Source organism: Marinimicrobium locisalis (assembly GCF_039822625.1).
In the GTDB taxonomy this organism is placed as follows: Bacteria; Pseudomonadota; Gammaproteobacteria; order Pseudomonadales; family Cellvibrionaceae; genus Marinimicrobium; species Marinimicrobium locisalis.
The window spans coordinates 13548-29944 of sequence record NZ_JBDLLG010000013.1 but is presented as its reverse complement, the minus strand read 5'-3'; the positions used below and the strand labels follow the sequence as shown (position 1 = coordinate 29944).

At 57.4% G+C, this 16397-nt stretch carries 14 protein-coding genes and 1 pseudogene; 9 read left to right on the top strand and 6 right to left on the bottom strand.

The window, feature by feature from the left end:
- Nucleotides 1–414: 414 nt before the first annotated feature.
- The 5 genes and pseudogenes from AAE514_RS09610 (at nt 415) to cysN (ending at nt 5513) form a co-directional block, all read left to right on the top strand.
- Nucleotides 415–816, top strand: coding sequence for an Rpn family recombination-promoting nuclease/putative transposase (locus tag AAE514_RS09610; RefSeq protein ID WP_347331315.1), 402 nt, complete (start codon nt 415–417; stop codon nt 814–816).
- Between the two features lie 46 nt (nt 817–862).
- Nucleotides 863–1180, top strand: a complete 318-nt coding sequence (locus AAE514_RS09605; RefSeq protein WP_347331314.1) for a DUF4351 domain-containing protein — start codon at nt 863–865, stop codon at nt 1178–1180.
- 494 nt (nt 1181–1674) lie between these two features.
- A pseudogene (locus AAE514_RS09600) lies at nt 1675–1851 on the top strand (helix-turn-helix domain-containing protein); the annotation flags it as partial.
- Between the two features lie 696 nt (nt 1852–2547).
- On the top strand, nt 2548–3447 hold the full coding sequence (cysD, locus tag AAE514_RS09595; protein WP_347331419.1) for a sulfate adenylyltransferase subunit CysD: 900 nt from the start codon (nt 2548–2550) through the stop codon (nt 3445–3447).
- 161 nt (nt 3448–3608) lie between these two features.
- A complete protein-coding gene (gene cysN / locus AAE514_RS09590; protein ID WP_347331313.1) occupies nt 3609–5513 on the top strand; it encodes a sulfate adenylyltransferase subunit CysN in 1905 nt (634 codons plus the stop codon).
- Between the two features lie 172 nt (nt 5514–5685).
- On the opposite strand, the gene AAE514_RS09585 is transcribed toward cysN, so the two are convergent.
- The 5 genes from AAE514_RS09585 to AAE514_RS09565 all read right to left on the bottom strand — a co-directional run bounded on the left by AAE514_RS09585 (nt 5686) and on the right by AAE514_RS09565 (nt 10183).
- Nucleotides 5686–7014, bottom strand: coding sequence for a UDP-glucose dehydrogenase family protein (locus AAE514_RS09585; protein ID WP_347331312.1), 1329 nt, complete (start codon nt 7012–7014; stop codon nt 5686–5688).
- Between the two features lie 79 nt (nt 7015–7093).
- Entirely contained in the window at nt 7094–7714 is a 621-nt protein-coding gene (locus AAE514_RS09580; protein WP_347331311.1) for a dUTP diphosphatase, read from the bottom strand.
- Between the two features lie 90 nt (nt 7715–7804).
- Nucleotides 7805–8590 (bottom strand): TatD family hydrolase, encoded by a 786-nt coding sequence (locus AAE514_RS09575; RefSeq protein WP_347331310.1) that lies wholly within the window; start codon nt 8588–8590, stop codon nt 7805–7807.
- A gap of 94 nt (nt 8591–8684) precedes the next feature.
- A complete protein-coding gene (locus tag AAE514_RS09570) occupies nt 8685–9035 on the bottom strand; it encodes a PilZ domain-containing protein (protein ID WP_347331309.1) in 351 nt (116 codons plus the stop codon).
- A 116-nt stretch (nt 9036–9151) separates the two neighbouring features.
- Complete coding sequence (locus AAE514_RS09565; RefSeq protein ID WP_347331308.1) at nt 9152–10183, bottom strand: DNA polymerase III subunit delta'; 1032 nt, start codon at nt 10181–10183, stop codon at nt 9152–9154.
- A gap of 92 nt (nt 10184–10275) precedes the next feature.
- Here AAE514_RS09565 and AAE514_RS09560 point away from each other — a divergent pair, with 92 nt between their 5' ends.
- Entirely contained in the window at nt 10276–10899 is a 624-nt protein-coding gene (locus AAE514_RS09560) for an RluA family pseudouridine synthase (RefSeq protein ID WP_347331307.1), read from the top strand.
- Between the two features lie 168 nt (nt 10900–11067).
- A complete protein-coding gene (gene traF, locus AAE514_RS09555) occupies nt 11068–12321 on the top strand; it encodes a conjugal transfer protein TraF (protein WP_347331306.1) in 1254 nt (417 codons plus the stop codon).
- A gap of 66 nt (nt 12322–12387) precedes the next feature.
- On the opposite strand, the gene tmk is transcribed toward traF, so the two are convergent.
- Nucleotides 12388–13005 carry a dTMP kinase gene (tmk, locus tag AAE514_RS09550; protein WP_347331305.1) on the bottom strand — a complete coding sequence of 206 codons (618 nt, stop codon included), beginning with the start codon at nt 13003–13005 and terminating at the stop codon, nt 12388–12390.
- A 211-nt stretch (nt 13006–13216) separates the two neighbouring features.
- Here tmk and AAE514_RS09545 point away from each other — a divergent pair, with 211 nt between their 5' ends.
- Nucleotides 13217–15568 (top strand): efflux RND transporter permease subunit, encoded by a 2352-nt coding sequence (locus tag AAE514_RS09545; protein ID WP_347331304.1) that lies wholly within the window; start codon nt 13217–13219, stop codon nt 15566–15568.
- Nucleotides 15565–16377 (top strand): outer membrane lipoprotein-sorting protein, encoded by an 813-nt coding sequence (locus tag AAE514_RS09540; protein ID WP_347331303.1) that lies wholly within the window; start codon nt 15565–15567, stop codon nt 16375–16377. The genes AAE514_RS09545 and AAE514_RS09540 overlap by 4 nt, the downstream gene beginning before the upstream one ends.
- Nucleotides 16378–16397: the final 20 nt, after the last annotated feature.

Below are 16397 nucleotides of genomic sequence, written 5' to 3'. Positions count from 1 at the left end.
CCGGTGATACGATGAGTTGGGTCCATCCACTGCGGCCGTCCTGGCGGCTCCCCTACCCTGAGCTTTCCTCCTGTGGCCTCGTGCCAACGCTCTTCCTGGTGGCTTCCTGCCTTTGGGTTCCGTGTGCCTGTCCTGGCAAGGGGTGTTTCCTTTCCCGTCCCTGTGATTCACATTCTCTCGCCTGGCCCGTCGCCTGAATAGACGAAATTCTCACTCCCGTTTGTAGGAGATTGACTACATGACCGCAACCGTGTGACGGAGATCACAAAACAGAGAACCGCTCTCTGAAGAGCACGCTTTTTGTTTGGTAACCCCCGGACCTCTTTGGTGAGGGGAGTGACGAGTGGCCGCTACAACGTTGACAGAGCCATGCTCTTGAAATACTGTTTATATATACAGTTATCAGGAGCCATTATGCCGAACAATAAGAATTCCGCCCCGTTCGATAGCGGCTACAAGTTGCTGTTCAGCAACCCCAGAATCGTTCAGGACCTACTCGAAGGGTTCGTGAAGCCGGAGTGGATTCGTGAGATTGACTTCCAAACCCTGGAGCCTTTCAAGGCCAGCTTTGCAACGGATGATTTGCGCGAGCGCCATGATGATAGTATCTGGCGGGTACAGATGGGGAACAGTTGGCTGTACCTGTATCTGCTGATTGAGTTTCAGACCTCCACCGACTATTTCATGGCCTGCCGAATTATGACTTATATGGGGCTGCTGTATCAGGACATTATCCGGCATGAACCGCCCGGACTATCGCTCCATGCAGCGCTCGGTGGCTATTTGGCTAAACCGGTTGTTGAGAGTAAGATTTAGAGACGAAGCGATACCGGAGCTTCACAACTTAAACGAGGTAGATGCCATGTTGTCTGAAAAACTGGCTGACTGGACGGAGCAATGGAAGCGGGAAGGGCTAGAGGCTGGCCGTAAAGAAGTCCTTGAGAAAGGTCTTGAGCAAGGCCTTGAAAAAGGTCTTGAGCAGGGTCGTGCTCAAGGTTTAGCACAAGGGCGCCAGCAAAAGGCCGCCGCCCTGCTTATTCGTTTTTTGGAGAAACGCTTTGGCCCACTTGACGAGGCAGTTCGCAAACGGGTGGGCAATGCCTCGGTGCAGGACATTGAAAATTGGAGCGACCAAGTCTTGGAGGCCGGGTCGGTAGAAGAGGTTTTCAAACACCTGTAAGCCAAGAAGCGTTATTATTGAGCAACCGGCCTGCTGAGCCATAAAGAACAGGGGCCAGCCTCTCGGCTGGCCCCTGATAGCTCCGGTCTCGGCCTGGGGTGGCCGACACGCGGCTCTTCCTGAGCCGGTGATACGATGAGTTGGGTCCATCCACTGCGGCCGTCCTGGCGGCTCCCCTACCCTGAGCTTTCCTCCTGTGGCCTCGTGCCAACGCTCTTCCTGGTGGCTTCCTGCCTTTGGGTTCCGTGTGCCTGTCCTGGCAAGGGGTGTTTCCTTTCCCGTCCCTGTGATTCACATTCTCTCGCCTGGCCCGTCGCCTGAATAGACGAAATTCTCACTCCCGTTTGTAGGAGATTGACTACATTGAACCCTTTTTGTGACCCACGTCACACAGAAGGGCTGTGAGAACCCGCTCACAAACCTAGACAACAAATGTTTTACATTCGCTTCTGGTCACGGTAGGATCACGGCATCTCAGGCAACGAAGGCAGCTGATGACTGGAAAGCGATTGACGGCAGAACGAATCAACGAGCTTCGCAAAGAAGCGGTTCGCCTGCGTCTGGAGAAAAAAACGCTTAAAGAAATCAGTGACATCACGGGTTTGACCCGCCCCACCATTTCCGATGCTTATAAGAAGTTTTTGGGCGGCGGCTGGGCCGCCGTGGAGAATCGGCCGAGAGGGGCGCCCAGGGGGACTAAGGTTGAGCGGAGCCGAGAAGGCAAGCGACCGAGCTCTGGGGGATCAAGTCAAACTGGGGTGGTAGGTGGCGGGACTTCGTCCCTTACCTACCCTACGCATTCCGCGCATTCCGCGAGCGCGCGAGAAGAGCGGCTTTGGTCGCTGGGGCGGGTTGAGGAGCGGCTGCGAAGCCAGGGCGTTTCGGTCAGCGGGCGGAGTGTGGCCCGGTACCTTGAGCGCTGGGGGCTGACGGTCTCTGATGCGCCGACCCGAGCTGAACTTACGGCACTACTGCAACACCAAGGCATTGACGCTGGCAGACGGACGCTGCTTTCGGGAAGCACTCGAACCTTTTCCGGAGAGCAGGAGGGCCGGACCTGGAGCGGATATCAGATCTATGCCCAGGACGGCCGCGGCCGGTTGTTTTGGGCCACTCAAAACGAGCCCTTCCGGGCGGACGATATCGCGGTTTTTCTCGAGCAGCTGGCTGCCCTTTTCCCCCGCAGCGTTCTGGTCTTCAAAAGTCCCACTCTTAACAACCATAAGGCGCTGGCTCCGTGGCTCAACGGCGAGCGCCCTGTGACACTGGTTACCACGCCACATTGGCAGAGTGGTGACTCTGACCCTTTACCTTTTACCTCCCACCGGGCTGCGAATGAGCCCGCTTCTACTTTCAAGAGGAATCCTATGGCACTCACACACCTTCAACGGCTGGAAGCCGAGAGCATTCAAATTATGCGTGAAGTGGTCGCGGAGACGGAGAATCCGGTGATGCTGTACTCCGTCGGCAAGGACAGCGCGGTAATGCTGCACTTGGCGATGAAGGCGTTCTCACCGTCCGTCCCACCCTTCCCTTTGCTGCATGTGGATACCACCTGGAAGTTCCAGGCGATGTATAAGTTCCGCAATGAAATGGCGGAGAAAACCGGCATGAAGCTGCTGGTGCACGTGAATGAAGAAGGCCGTGCTCAAGGCATTAACCCTTTTACCCACGGCTCGGCCATCCATACCGACATTATGAAAACGGAAGCCCTAAAGCAGGCGCTGGATAAGTACGGCTTTGATGCTGCCTTCGGTGGGGCCCGGCGGGATGAGGAGAAGTCTCGAGCGAAAGAGCGTATTTTCTCCTTCCGCACGGCCCAGCACCGCTGGGACCCAAAGAGCCAGCGCCCGGAAATCTGGAAGCTGTACAACGCGCGCAAGCACCCCAAAGAGTCCATCCGGGTGTTCCCGCTGTCCAACTGGACGGAGCTGGATATTTGGCAGTACATCCATTTGGAACAGATTCCCATTGTGCCTTTGTATTATTCGGCCGAACGGCCGGTGGTGGAGCGCGACGGCACCTTGATTATGGTGGACGACGATCGCATGCCCCTAAATGCGGGTGAGGTGCCGATGATGAAGAAGGTGCGCTTCCGAACGTTGGGCTGTTACCCGTTGACGGGCGCGGTGGAGTCCGAAGCCGATACCTTGCCGCAAATTATTCAAGAGATGTTGTTAACCAACACCTCGGAGCGCCAGGGGCGGGTGATTGACCATGATTCTTCGGCTTCTATGGAGAAGAAGAAGCAAGAGGGTTATTTTTAGTCACCATTTGTAATGGTGCGAGTGTTGCGATTTTTTTGGTAGGTGGCGGCTAACGCCTTACCTACCCTACACCACGTCACGCCCGTGTAGGGTAGTTCGGTTCGACGCATCGGAGCGAAGCGCCACCTACCGTGAATACCAGACAACGAAGAGACAGATTTATGAGCCATCAATCGGAATTGATCGCGGAAGACATTAACGAATACCTGGAGCAACATGAGCATAAGAGCCTGTTGCGCTTTATCACTTGTGGCAGCGTGGACGACGGCAAAAGTACGCTGATTGGGCGCCTGTTGTTCGAGTCCCACATGCTGTTTGAAGACCAGCTGGCCGCCGTGGAGGCGGACTCCCAAAAGTGGGGCACACAGGGCGAGGAGATGGACTTCGCTCTGCTGGTGGACGGTTTGGCCGCCGAGCGCGAACAAGGCATTACCATTGATGTGGCCTACCGGTATTTCTCCACCGACCGGCGCAAATTTATTGTGGCGGACACGCCCGGACACGAACAGTACACCCGCAATATGGTGACCGGGGCCTCCACCGCCGATGCGGCGATTTTGATGGTGGATGCCCGCAAGGGCATTCTGACCCAGACCAAGCGCCACAGTTATCTGGCAGCGCTGATCGGCATTCGCCATGTGGTGGTGGCCATCAACAAAATGGATTTGATGGACTACTCGGAAAAAACCTTTAACCGCATTGTGGAAGACTACCGCGAGTTTGCCCGGCAGATTGGGTTGGATAACGTGACGTTTATTCCACTCTCCGCCCTAAAGGGCGATAACATCATTACCCCCAGCGAGCGCATGCCCTGGTACCGCGGCACGACGTTGATGGGCTACCTGGAAACCGTCGAGGTGGATGATGAGCTGATGCAGGGCTCACCCTTCCGTATGCCCGTTCAGTGGGTTAACCGGCCCAACCTGGACTTTCGCGGTTTCTCCGGCCAGATCGCCAGCGGTGTGCTTCGCCCCGGCGACAAGGTTCGCGCCCTGCCCTCGGGACGGGAAAGTCATGTTGACCGTATCTATACCTATGACGGGGACTTGGACGAAGCCGTGGCCGGGCAATCCGTCACTCTGACGCTAACCGATGAGATCGATATTTCCCGTGGGGACCTGATTTCTCAGGCCAGCAAGCCGGCTTCGGTGGCGAATCAGTTTGAGGTCACCATCGTCTGGATGAATGACGAGCCCATGCTGCCGGGACGCACCTATTTGATGAAAAACGGCACCAAGACGGTGTCCGCCACGCTGACCGATATTAAGTATCAGGTGAACGTGAACACCCTCGAACATACCGCGGCCAAGAAGTTGGAGCTGAATGCGATTGGGGTTTGCACCATCAACCTGGACCAAAACATTGCGTTCGACCCCTACCAGGAAAACCACGATACCGGCAGCTTCATTCTGATCGACCGGCTCACGAACAACACCATGGGCGCGGGCATGATTCACTTCTCGCTGCGTCGCAGCCAGAACATCACCGTGCAGCATGTGGACGTGAACAAGCAGGCCCGCCAGGAGCTGAAAAACCAGAAACCGTGTGTACTCTGGCTGACGGGGCTCTCCGGCGCGGGTAAATCCACCATCGCCAACCTGGTGGAGAAAAAGCTGTACACCCGTGGCAACCACACTTACCTGCTCGATGGCGACAACGTGCGCCACGGCCTAAACAAGGACCTGGGCTTTACCGATGCGGACCGGGTGGAAAACATCCGCCGAATTGCCGAAGTGGCCAAGCTGATGGTGGATGCGGGGCTGATTGTAATTACCGCGTTTATTTCACCCTTCCGCTCCGAGCGCGATATGACCCGCAACCTTTTGGAGTCCAATGAGTTTGTGGAAGTGTATGTCGCTACGCCGTTGGAAGTAGCGGAGCAGCGGGATGCGAAGGGGTTGTACCAGAAAGCACGTAAGGGCGAATTGAAGAACTTTACCGGTATAGACTCCCCTTACGAGCCGCCGGAAAACCCGGAATGTGTATTGAATACCACCGAAATGTCGCCCGAGGAAGCGGCGGATAAGGTGATTGCCTTTATGGTGGATCGGGGGTATTTGATGTAAGGCGTAGTCTCGGGAGTGAGTGGCGGATGCGCCTTTGGCGCGTCCGCCCTGTGTCATACCGTGGACGTGTTGTTTTTGGTAGGTGGCGGGCTCGCGCCCTTACCTACCCTACGGGCTTGTTCTCCGCGTAGGGTAGGTAAGCGAAGCGCCACCTACCATTTAAAGGCCGACGTTACGCGGGGCGCCCTACGGAGTAATAGGTAAACCCTTTCTTCACCATCCGCTTGGGGTCGTACAGATTGCGGCCGTCGAATATCAGCGGTTGCGCCAGTTGCTCGGTGAGCAGGTCAAAGTCGGGAGCACGGAAGGCTTGCCATTCGGTAACGATGACCAACGCATCGGCCCCGCGCAAGGCGCTTTCCTTGGTGCCGCACAGGTTCAGGTCATCTCGACTGCCGTAAATACGCTGAGTCTCTTCCATGGCTTCCGGGTCGTAAGCTTGAACCTTGGCGCCGGCCGCCCAGAGCGCTTCCATCAGCACGCGGGCCGGAGCTTCACGCATGTCATCGGTATTTGGTTTGAACGCCAAGCCCCAAAGTGCGAAGGTTTTGCCCTTCAAATCGCCACTATAGTGTTTGTTGATCTTCTGGAACAGAGTGGTTTTCTGCTCGTGGTTGCGAGCCTCGACGGATTTGAGCACTTTGGCATCAAAGTCGATTTGATCGGCGGCGCGAATCAGCGCCTGCACATCTTTCGGGAAGCAGGAGCCCCCGTAGCCAACGCCGGGGTAAATAAACTGATAGCCGATGCGCGGGTCGCTACCGATGCCCTTGCGCACGGATTCGATGTCCGCCCCCAGAAGCTCGGCCAAGTTGGCGATTTCGTTGATAAAGCTGATTTTGGTGGCGAGCATACAGTTGGCCGCGTACTTGGTTAGCTCGGCGCTGCGCACGTCCATGATCATGACTTTGTCATGGTTGCGGTTAAACGGCGCATAGAGCTCGCGCATTACCTCTTCGGCGTAGTCGCTATCGGTGCCAATAATGATCCGGTCGGGCTTCATGCAGTCCGCCACGGCGGAGCCTTCTTTCAGGAATTCCGGGTTGGATACCACATCGAATTGCAGATCGGGGCGTTCGCGCTTTTCCAGGGTTTCAGCCACTTTGGCTTTCACTTTGTCCGCGGTGCCGACCGGCACGGTGGATTTATCAATAATGACTTGGCGCTTTTCCATGTGCGTGGCGATGGTCTCGGCCACGGCGAGCACGTACTTCAGGTCGGCGGAGCCGTCTTCATCGGGGGGCGTACCCACCGCGATAAATTGAATTTCCCCGTGCTTGACCGCTTCGGCGGCATCCGTGGTGAAGTGCAAACGCCCGGCGGCGTGGTTTTCAGTGACGATGGGCTCCAGGCCAGGCTCGTAGATGGGGATATCGCCATTTTTCAGCCGCTCAACTTTGGCGGCGTCTACATCCACACAAACCACTTCGTGGCCCACTTCTGACAGTATGGCCCCTTGCACCAGGCCAACATAGCCGGTTCCGAATACGGTTACTTTCATTGACTTGAGTCCTTTATAGCGTTCAGGAAATCGTTAAAACAGTGTAAGGTCTGAGCCAGAGAGTAGACCCAAACGGGTGTTATTGCCGGTAACGCCCTTCCAAGGCAATGTAAAGGTCATCCTTAAAGCTGGGGCTGGCGGCATCCAGGCTGTGGACCACCTCCACCAGGTGCTCGTTGTCTTCACGGCCATCATGCCAGTTTTTTTGGTAGCTGCCGTCTTTGTAGCCATTGTCCTGGCGAAAGAAGTTCAGGACGTTTTTGCCGACATAGCCGCGATAGAGCTCGTCAAAGCTCATGGAAATGCCGGCCATCATTCGGCCAAATTTCGCAATGTGAAACTGTTGGTCCGCCAGGGTCGCACCGGCAAAGGCTTCCAGGTCAAGACGGAAGTCGGGTTCATCCGTCGCCACCACCAGCTCCCGATCAATCTCTTCTGCCAGCGCCTCGTGGTCATCGCTGTTTTGCAGCCGGATGCTCAACCCAAAGTGCCAGATGTCGATCAGCTCCAGTGCCACCTGTTCGGTGTCCGGCGTCTGTTTCTTCCACCACTTCCAGCCGTAATGTTCCAGCAGCTCGGCGCACTCAATCCAAATGGCCCGGTAGAACTCGAACCCTTGAGCTCGCCATTCCGGGTGGACTTTGGTGTTCATTGCCTCTTGAAGTTCCAGCATGGTGAGGATTTGTTGCGTGCGGGGCATGAAGGGCTCCGGATGAGTCATGGTTAATATACTGGGTATTGTACGGGAAGTTGCGTGAGGTTAGGAATGTTTGGGCAGGTAGTAATAGGGTTAGCCGGGGCTTGGGGCCTTTGGGAAGAGGTTGTGGAAGTTTTCGGTGGTTTGTTCGGCCAGCTGTTCCAGAGAAATGCCTCGCAGGTTCGCCACAAACTCGGCCACTTCGCGTACGTATTGGGGTTCGTTGGACTTTCCGCGGTACGGCACGGGCGCCAAGTAAGGGGAGTCGGTTTCCACCAGGAGGCGGTCCAGGGGCATTTTTTTGGCCACTTCCCGCAAGGCTTCGGCGCTTTTAAAGGTAACGATGCCGGACAGGGAGATGTAATAGCCCATATCCATGGCCGCGCTGGCCATTTCCCAGCTCTCGGTGAAACAGTGCAGGACGCCGGCGGAGGCCGGGTCGCCGTGTTGGCGAATCAGGTTGAGGGTGTCTTCCCGTGCCTCACGGGTATGGACGATCACCGGCAGGCCCGCCCGGGCGCCGGCTTTAAGGTGAAGCGCAAAGCTCTCTTGCTGTAGCGCTTTGGTCTGCTCCGCGTAATGGTAGTCCAGCCCGGTCTCTCCCAGGCCAATCACCTCCGGAGCCACGCCCCATTCGACCAACTGCTCCACGGTGGCGGTGCCGGATTCCACATCGCAGGGGTGTATGCCCACCGAGGCGTGCACATCCGGGTGTTGGCGGGCGATGTCGACCACGGCTTCCCGGTTGTCCAGACTGACCCCGATGCACAGGAATTGTTTGATGCCCCGCTCGCGGGCGGCGTTCAGCGCGGCGTTGAGGTCGCCGTTGTAGGGGGTGAGGTCAATACGGTCCAGGTGGCAGTGGGAATCTGTCAGCATGAGTCAGTGTTCGGTTCAAGAATGCGTTCAAAAAAGAGGGCCGGTTTACGCTGCGCCAAACCGACCTACGGGTAACGGAGAAGGCGTTATTACGCTACATGGTATGAGTGGGGCGCTCGGACTCCAGAGAGCCGGCCAGGTAGGTTTCGATTTTGTTCACCGCGGTGTTGTCCTGGTCGCTGAACTGTACGCCGATACCCGCCGCGCGGTTACCCTGGGCGCCCTTGGGGGTTACCCAGACGACTTTGCCCGCCACGGGAATTTTTTCCGGCTCGTCCATCAGATTCAGGAGCATGAAGACCTCATCTCCCAGCTTGTAGCTTTTGCCGGTGGGGATGAACAATCCGCCATTCTGCACAAAGGGCATATAGGCGGCGTAAAGCACCGCTTTGTCTTTTATGGTCAGGGAAAGTATGCCGTTACGGGCGCCGCCGAGTGCGTGCATAGTTCACTCCAGTGTGGATTTCAAAGAAACAGTAATGGATCTGTCCGGCCGTGTCCAGCGGGCTTTTCCGGCGGGCCGCCCTGGCCCCCTTGGCGCTCAAAACGCCCTGCCCGGCCTCAGGCCGCTCTCATCGCCTGGCGGAGGACGACGCCCCAGTCCAACAACAACTCTTCCAATAATAGCTGCTTGTTGGGGTTGGCGCCGCTGAGCCACTGGCGTTTTACGGCCAGTAGCTTTTCCAGGTACCGGTGCAGCAGCGCCGGCGGTATGCGCGTCAGAGTCTGCTGAACGTGGGCCGGAAGCGCGTCCAGCGCTGCCACGCCCACCCCGGTCTGCCAGCGAGCCAAATCGTACAGCCAGCCGAGGAGCCATTCTATGGCTTCCCCCACGTCGCCCTTCTGCCAGTTGTCCGCCAGTTGCATGGCCGTGAGCTTCTGATCACAGAGTTTGAGAAAGTCCTGCTCCCGTTGGCGGCGCTGCTCCAGACGGTCCCCGTCGAGCAGGCCGAGAGCCGTCAAAGGCGCACCGCGCGCGCGATCCAGCAGTTCCCCTGCCTCTAAACCACTCCCCGAAACCAAGGGGGTAAGCCATTCCAGCACCCGGGAGGCCGCCGGTAACGGCAGTGGGCGAATCTGGCAGCGGCTTCGGATGGTGGGCAAGACGGCGCTGGGGCTATGGCTCACCAGAATCAGCAAGGTATTGTCCGCGGGCTCTTCCAACGTTTTAAGCAAGGCGTTGGCGGCGTTGACGTTCATGGCTTCCGCGGGTTCCAGCACCACGACCTTATAGCCACCCTGCTGAGCGGTGTTGCCCAGGGAGCGGGTCAGCTCCCGAATAGCGTCGATTTTGACGGCCTTGCCGGGTTCTTCGGGCTGGAGGACGGTCAAATCCGGATGAGTGTGTGCTTTTAGCAGGCCACAGCTGTGGCACTTGCCGCAGGCCGTGCCCTGCTGCGGCGCTTGGCACAACAGCCGCTGGGCCAGCGCCCCCGCCAAGTGAAACTTCCCCACCCCCGGCGGCCCGGACAACATCAGGGCATGGGGCAACTGGCCCTCATCAATGTGGCGATTGAGTCGCTGCCATTCGTCTTTTTGCCAGGGGTATGGAAGTGCCGGAAAGTGTTCGGTCATGTTATTTGCGCAGGCCATGGAAACAAGGCGCCTATTGTACGGATTTGCGCCGCAATGGATAGCGCGAACCGGGTTAGAATGGCGCTCTTTGCCTTGAGAGGGGATGGGGAATGCAGCCGTCGGTGGTTTACGAAGACAGCGATCTATTGGTAGTGGAAAAGCCCGCCGGGCTGCTGACCGTCCCCGGTCGGGGGCCGGATAAGCAGGATTGCCTGATTAACCGAATTCTGCCCGCCTACCCCAATGCTCGCATTGTCCACCGCCTGGACCAGCCGACGTCGGGCCTGGTGATTATTCCGCTGGGGTACGAGCCCCAGAAACACTTGGCTCGTCAGTTCGAGCAGCGCCAAGTCCATAAACGATACATCGCGGTGGTCTCCGGTCTCCCCGATCCTGCGGCGGGGCACGTGGATTTGCCCCTGATATGCGACTGGCCCAACCGCCCACGCCAAAAAGTAGACTACACTGAAGGTAAACCGGCGTTGACCCGCTTTCGGGTGCTTTCCCATGATGACGGCAACGCCCGGATGGCCCTTGAGCCGGTGACCGGGCGCTCCCATCAACTGCGGGTTCACATGATGGCCTTGGGCCACCCGATTTTAGGTGATACGCTTTACGGAACTATCGAATCAAAAAGGGCGTCAAAGCGCCTGCTACTGCACGCAACTTCCATTGTATTTACCCACCCAAGGACTGGCTCACAGGTTCACTGTGATTCAACGCCAACTTTTTAATTGTTGTTATTGCCAAACTGTCTACAATTCGACCAGTGAAGATTGTTTTGAAATAAGCAGGTATTTGGTTATTGCGCCTGCTTATATATTAAGAGACACTCTCAATCGCTGACACTGTCTAAATTGTTAGCCCTAGTTTCATCAAGATAGACCCACACAGGTTCCGCTATGAAAAAGACACTCCTCAGTCTGGCTTTGATCACCGCTTCCGGCACCGCTGTTGCCGCTGAATACTACAACGGGCGGCTGACCGGCATGGCGGGCGCGGGTTATGCCACCGGCGATTACGCCGACGGGGTGGTACTGAACCCCAGCCTGGGCGCCGCTCACGGAGAAAACGACAACTTCGCCCTGATACTGAATGGCGGCTTGATTGGGGATGACGAGGACGAGCTGCTTGACGGCCTGGAGGAGCTCTCTGATTATCTAGAGGAGCTGGAAAACCGCACTACCTCCGACCTGATTTCTGAAGTGGGCGGGTTTGACCCGAACAACCCGGACGATTTCGAGCAACAGGCCCGGGCCCTATTGGAAGAAGAGGCGGAAGAAGCCATTCGCCTGTTGCGCAACGTGGACGACAGAAACACCAATGTGGGTGCTTCAGCCAGCTTTGTGATGGCCTTCCCCAACGACACGCTGTCCCTCAGCGTGGTGGGCAAGTCTTACCTGGAAGCGGCGGTCGTGTCGCAGGTGGATGACGGCGACTACGAATACATTCGCAACGCCGTGGGGAAAGCGGACTTTGACGCGGCCCAGTTGGACTCCTACGGCAATGGTATAGGCGCATCGGTCTCGGAAGTTGGCCTGGCCATGGCCAAGAGCTTGAAAACCGGGGAGGACTCTCGCCTGCTATTGGGTGTCACGCCCAAATACATGCACATCGCCACATTTGTGTACCGCGCCGATGTGGACTCTTTTGACGAGGATGACTTCGACGGAAATGACTATACCGTTGAAGAGAAGGACGTAAACCTGGATTTGGGGGCGACCTATCAGTGCGGCGATATGCATTACGCGCTGACCGTAGCCAACGCCTTTAGCGGCGAGTACGAGACCATTGACCCGACTCGCACGCTCAAGCTTGAGCCGCGCACCACCACCGCTCTGGGGTACAAAGGCAGTTGGCTGACCACCGAAGCCTCGGTGGACCTGAACACCAGCCCGAATTTCGCCACCGGTGAAGACACCCAGTACGCGCGCGTGGGCGCCGAGCTGAACGCGGCGAACTGGGCGCAACTGCGTGTGGGCTTTCAGCGAGACCTGGAAGACAACGTGGCGGACATGGTCTCCGTGGGTGTGGGCTTTTCCCCGTTCAACGTTGTCAATGCCGACTTCGCGATTTTCGCGGAGGACCTCGACGGCCTGTTTAACGGCGACACCAAAAGCGGCGGCGCCGCTCTTCAGGTCGGCCTGCGTTTCTAGCAAACCGATCCCAACGGCTTACCCAAAAGCCTCGCCCAGTGGCGGGGCTTTTTCTATTCCTACCCCCTACAACCGCTCCAGCTCCGCTTTAATATCCTGCTGTACCCGCTCTAGCGGCTGACCGGCGTCCACAATTCGGTAGCGCTCGGGGGCGCGCGCGGCTAGAGCCCGATAGACAGCCCTAACCCGCTCATAAAACGCCACAGCCTCGCCCTCGAACCGGTCCGGCTCGCTGCGGGCACTCGCTCGAGCCAGCCCGGTTTCCACATCAATATCCAGTAGCACGGTCAGGTCCGGCCGCAGTTCGCCCTGCACCAGGGATTCAAGCTCCGCAATAGCGCTTTGATCGAAACCTCGCCCGCCCCCCTGATAGGCATAGGTAGAGTCGGTAAAGCGGTCGCACAATACCCAAGTGCCCCGCGCTAGCGCCGGTTTCACCACCAGCTCCAGGTGCTGGGCTCGAGCGGCGAAAATCAAGAGCAACTCCGCGGTGGGGGCTACCGGCTCCTTTCTCGGGGCCAACAATAGGGACCGGACCTCTTCAGCCAGAGGGGTGCCGCCCGGCTCTCGGGTAACGAGCACCTGGTGCCCCTGCCCTTCCAGCCACTGCTGAATAAACGCCAGGTTGGTGCTTTTGCCGACACCCTCGGTGCCTTCCACGGTAATAAAACGGCCCTGGTTCACGAATTAACTCTTCTGTATAGGACTTCACTTGACCTTCCAGTTACCGGAAGGTGCAGATTTCAATTGCGACGCAGTTTAACACTCTTCCACCCCCCGGTGACCGATCCCGGCCAGGGGAAAACTAGACGGAAGGGGGCAAACATAAAATGCGAACTTTACACCGTAAACTTTACACTGTTAATATTGCTTTTCTCACGAAAGGAGATTCCTCATGAAGCATTTTATTCACTTATGGGCCCTGGGGGTCGTGCGCCACCGCTGGCTGGTGCTCGCCCTGTCGATGGCGGTGGCCGGTTTGGCACTCGTCGCCGCCCAGAACATCGGCTACAACAACTCCAATGAAAGCTATTTTGTGGAAGGCGACCCCAACCTCGCTGCCTTCAATGAATTACTGGAGCGTTTTGGCGACGTGGAGTACCTCTCCATCGGTGTACAAGCCCCCGATACCCATACCGATGTCTTCAATGCGGAGACCCTCTCCGTCATTGAGCGCCTGACGCAATTTCTCCAAAACCGCCCCGAAGTCACCCAGGTCCGCTCGCTCACCAAGTACGAATACACCCACGCTGAAGGTCCCGTGTTGGCCACGGATGATTTAATTGAAGACCGACAAGACCCCAACGCCATTGCCGAGGCACGGGAGCGTATCGGCGGCGAGGCCATGGCGATCGGCTCGCTGATTACCGATGACCTCCAGCACACGCGCGTGGTCGCCCGGGTCGACTACCAGCCCGGAAAAAGCGACAACAAGATGAGCCTGATGGCCGCCGTGCGCGGCTTTATTGAACAGGAGCAATTTGCCGAGCAGGGCCACCCTCTTCGCTTGAGCGGACAGCCGGTATTTACCGAGCAGTTTGAAGTACTGACCAAGCGGGACCAGCGCTGGATTCATCCCACCATGGCGGGAATCATGCTGGTTATTCTGTTCATTAGCTTCCGGTCCATGGCCGGCGTGTTGATGCCCTGGGCGGTGATCGGCACCGGCATCCTTTGGGTCAGTGGGTTACAGGGACTGCTCGGCTGGCCCCACTCGGTAGTGGAATCCGCTCTGGTGCCGGCGTTGATCATCATCGGTATCGGCATTTCCGTTCACGTACTGGTGGAGTTCTATCACTTTCGAGCCCGTGAGCTGAGCCCCAAAGCCGCGGCGGCGGCCGCCGTTGAACACCTCTGGACACCGGCCTTTTACACCGCACTGACGACGGCGGCGGGCTTTTTGGCGCTGGGCGTCACCGAGTTGGTACCAGTGCGCCAGTTCGCCTGGCTCGGGGCCATTGGCGCAATGACGCTTTTCTTTCTGGCCATGACATTGCTACCCGCGCTTCTCTCGTTTGTCTCAGCATTCTCTCCGCGTACTCAGCGCGTTGTCGACAGGGGAATGATTGCCCGTTTAACGCTCGCGGTGCCCGCCTTCACCCGGCGCTGGTCCCGCCCACTGACGCTGGCCGGCGCGGCATTGCTCGCCTTGAGCCTCGCGTTGATTCCCCAACTGACGGTAGACTCCAATTTCATCACCTATTTCAAGGAAGACAACCCCACCCGCGCGGACTTGGAGTATTTTGACCAAACCTACAACGGCATTCAAAACATTGATTTTGTGATCGACAGCGGGGAAGAAGGCGGCATTCACGAGCCGGCTTTTTTGCAAAGGGTAGAACAATTGCAGAGCTGGCTCGAAGCGCAGCCGGAAACCGGAGCGGTCAACTCACTGATTGACTTCCACAAGGAAATCAATCAGTCCCTGCATTACGAGGACCCCCAGTGGCACCAGTTGCCAGACACCCGCCCCATGGCCGCTCAGTTTCTTCTGTTGTACGACAACACCGGCGCGGATGAAGATCTCACGGATATGAAGGATTTTTACGAACGTTACCTGCGGGTATCGGTGCCCATTCAAAATATGCCCGCGAGCCAAACCGACCAGTTACTTGAGCGGGTCGAACAGCATCTGGCCCAGCATTACCCTGAAATGTCCGTGGATATGACCGGCAGCTTGGTAATGTATAACGCTCAGGATGCCTATATAAACCAGGGCATGGCTCGCTCCTTCTTGATCGCGCTGGGCATCATCGGCATTAGTTTTATACTGCTGTTCCGCTCAATCAAATACGGGCTGATCGCCCTAATACCGAGTATCGTCCCAATTCTGATGACCGGCGCCTTGCTGGTGCTGTTGGACATTCATCTGAACCTGGGCACGATGATTGTCGGCGCCATGACCATGGGTATCGCCGTGGATGATGCCATCCACGTTATGAACCGCTACCTGCTGGCACGGCGCCACGGCAGCTCTACCCACGAGGCCATTACCCGAGCGATGACGGAGTCCGGCCGCGCCGTTATTTTTACCTCGCTGGTGTTGGTCAGCGGCTTCAGCGTCATGCTGCTGGGCTCCTTTATCCCCTACATTTACACGGGCTTGTTCGCCGCCACCATCATGGCGCTGGCCCTGGTGGGTGACCTGATCTTCCTGCCCGCCCTGCTCTACTGGGTTGACGGCCGGCGGGCCGAAGGCCCGCTTTCCGAGCATCCACTTACTACCCCGGAGGTTAACCGTTCATGATCAATTCTAAACGATTGTTGCCCTTTGTCATGCTGTTGTTTGCGCCCTCCCTGCCCGCTCTGGCGGAGGACCTGAACGCCCGTGACATCATCGACCGAATGGACGAACGTTATACCGGCGACTCCTCCCGCTCCGAGGCCAAGCTGATTTTGATCGACGAGAAGGGACGTGAACGCGTGCGGGACCTGCAGATGTTTTCGCTTGAGCAAGGTGACGTGGATAAGTCCATTCTGTTCTTCCGTTCGCCGGCGGATGTAGCGGGAACGAGCTACTTGAACCACGATTACGAAGACGGCCGCGATGACGATTCCTGGCTTTACCTGCCCGCCCTTAAACAGGTTCGGCGGGTGGCCTCGGGGGATCGTTCCGGGGCGTTTATGGGCAGTGACTTTACCTACTCGGATATCAACGGGGTAACCATCGACTGGTACCAGTACGAAATGCTTGAGGAAAACGCGGAGGTCGACGGCGAGCCCGCTTGGTTGATCGAGTCCACTCCCAAGCCCGAGTTCGCCGAGAAAGTGAAAGACGAGACCGGCTACGAAAAGTCTCACCTGTGGATTCGAAAAGATAATTTTGTTCAGGTGCAAGGAAAAATCTGGGTCACCAAAGGGAACCGCGTTAAGTACTTCAGCGCCACCGAACTGGAAGAAATTGAGGGTATTTGGACCCCCATGCGCCTGCAGATGGTGACCACGCGCAACGGAAAAAAGGAGCATGCCAGCGTGTTTGATTTTGCCGAGGTGGTGTATAACGAAAATACCGATGAGGATCTGTTCACCACTCAAACCATGCAGCGGGGGCTATAACGATGGTGGCGGATGCGCCA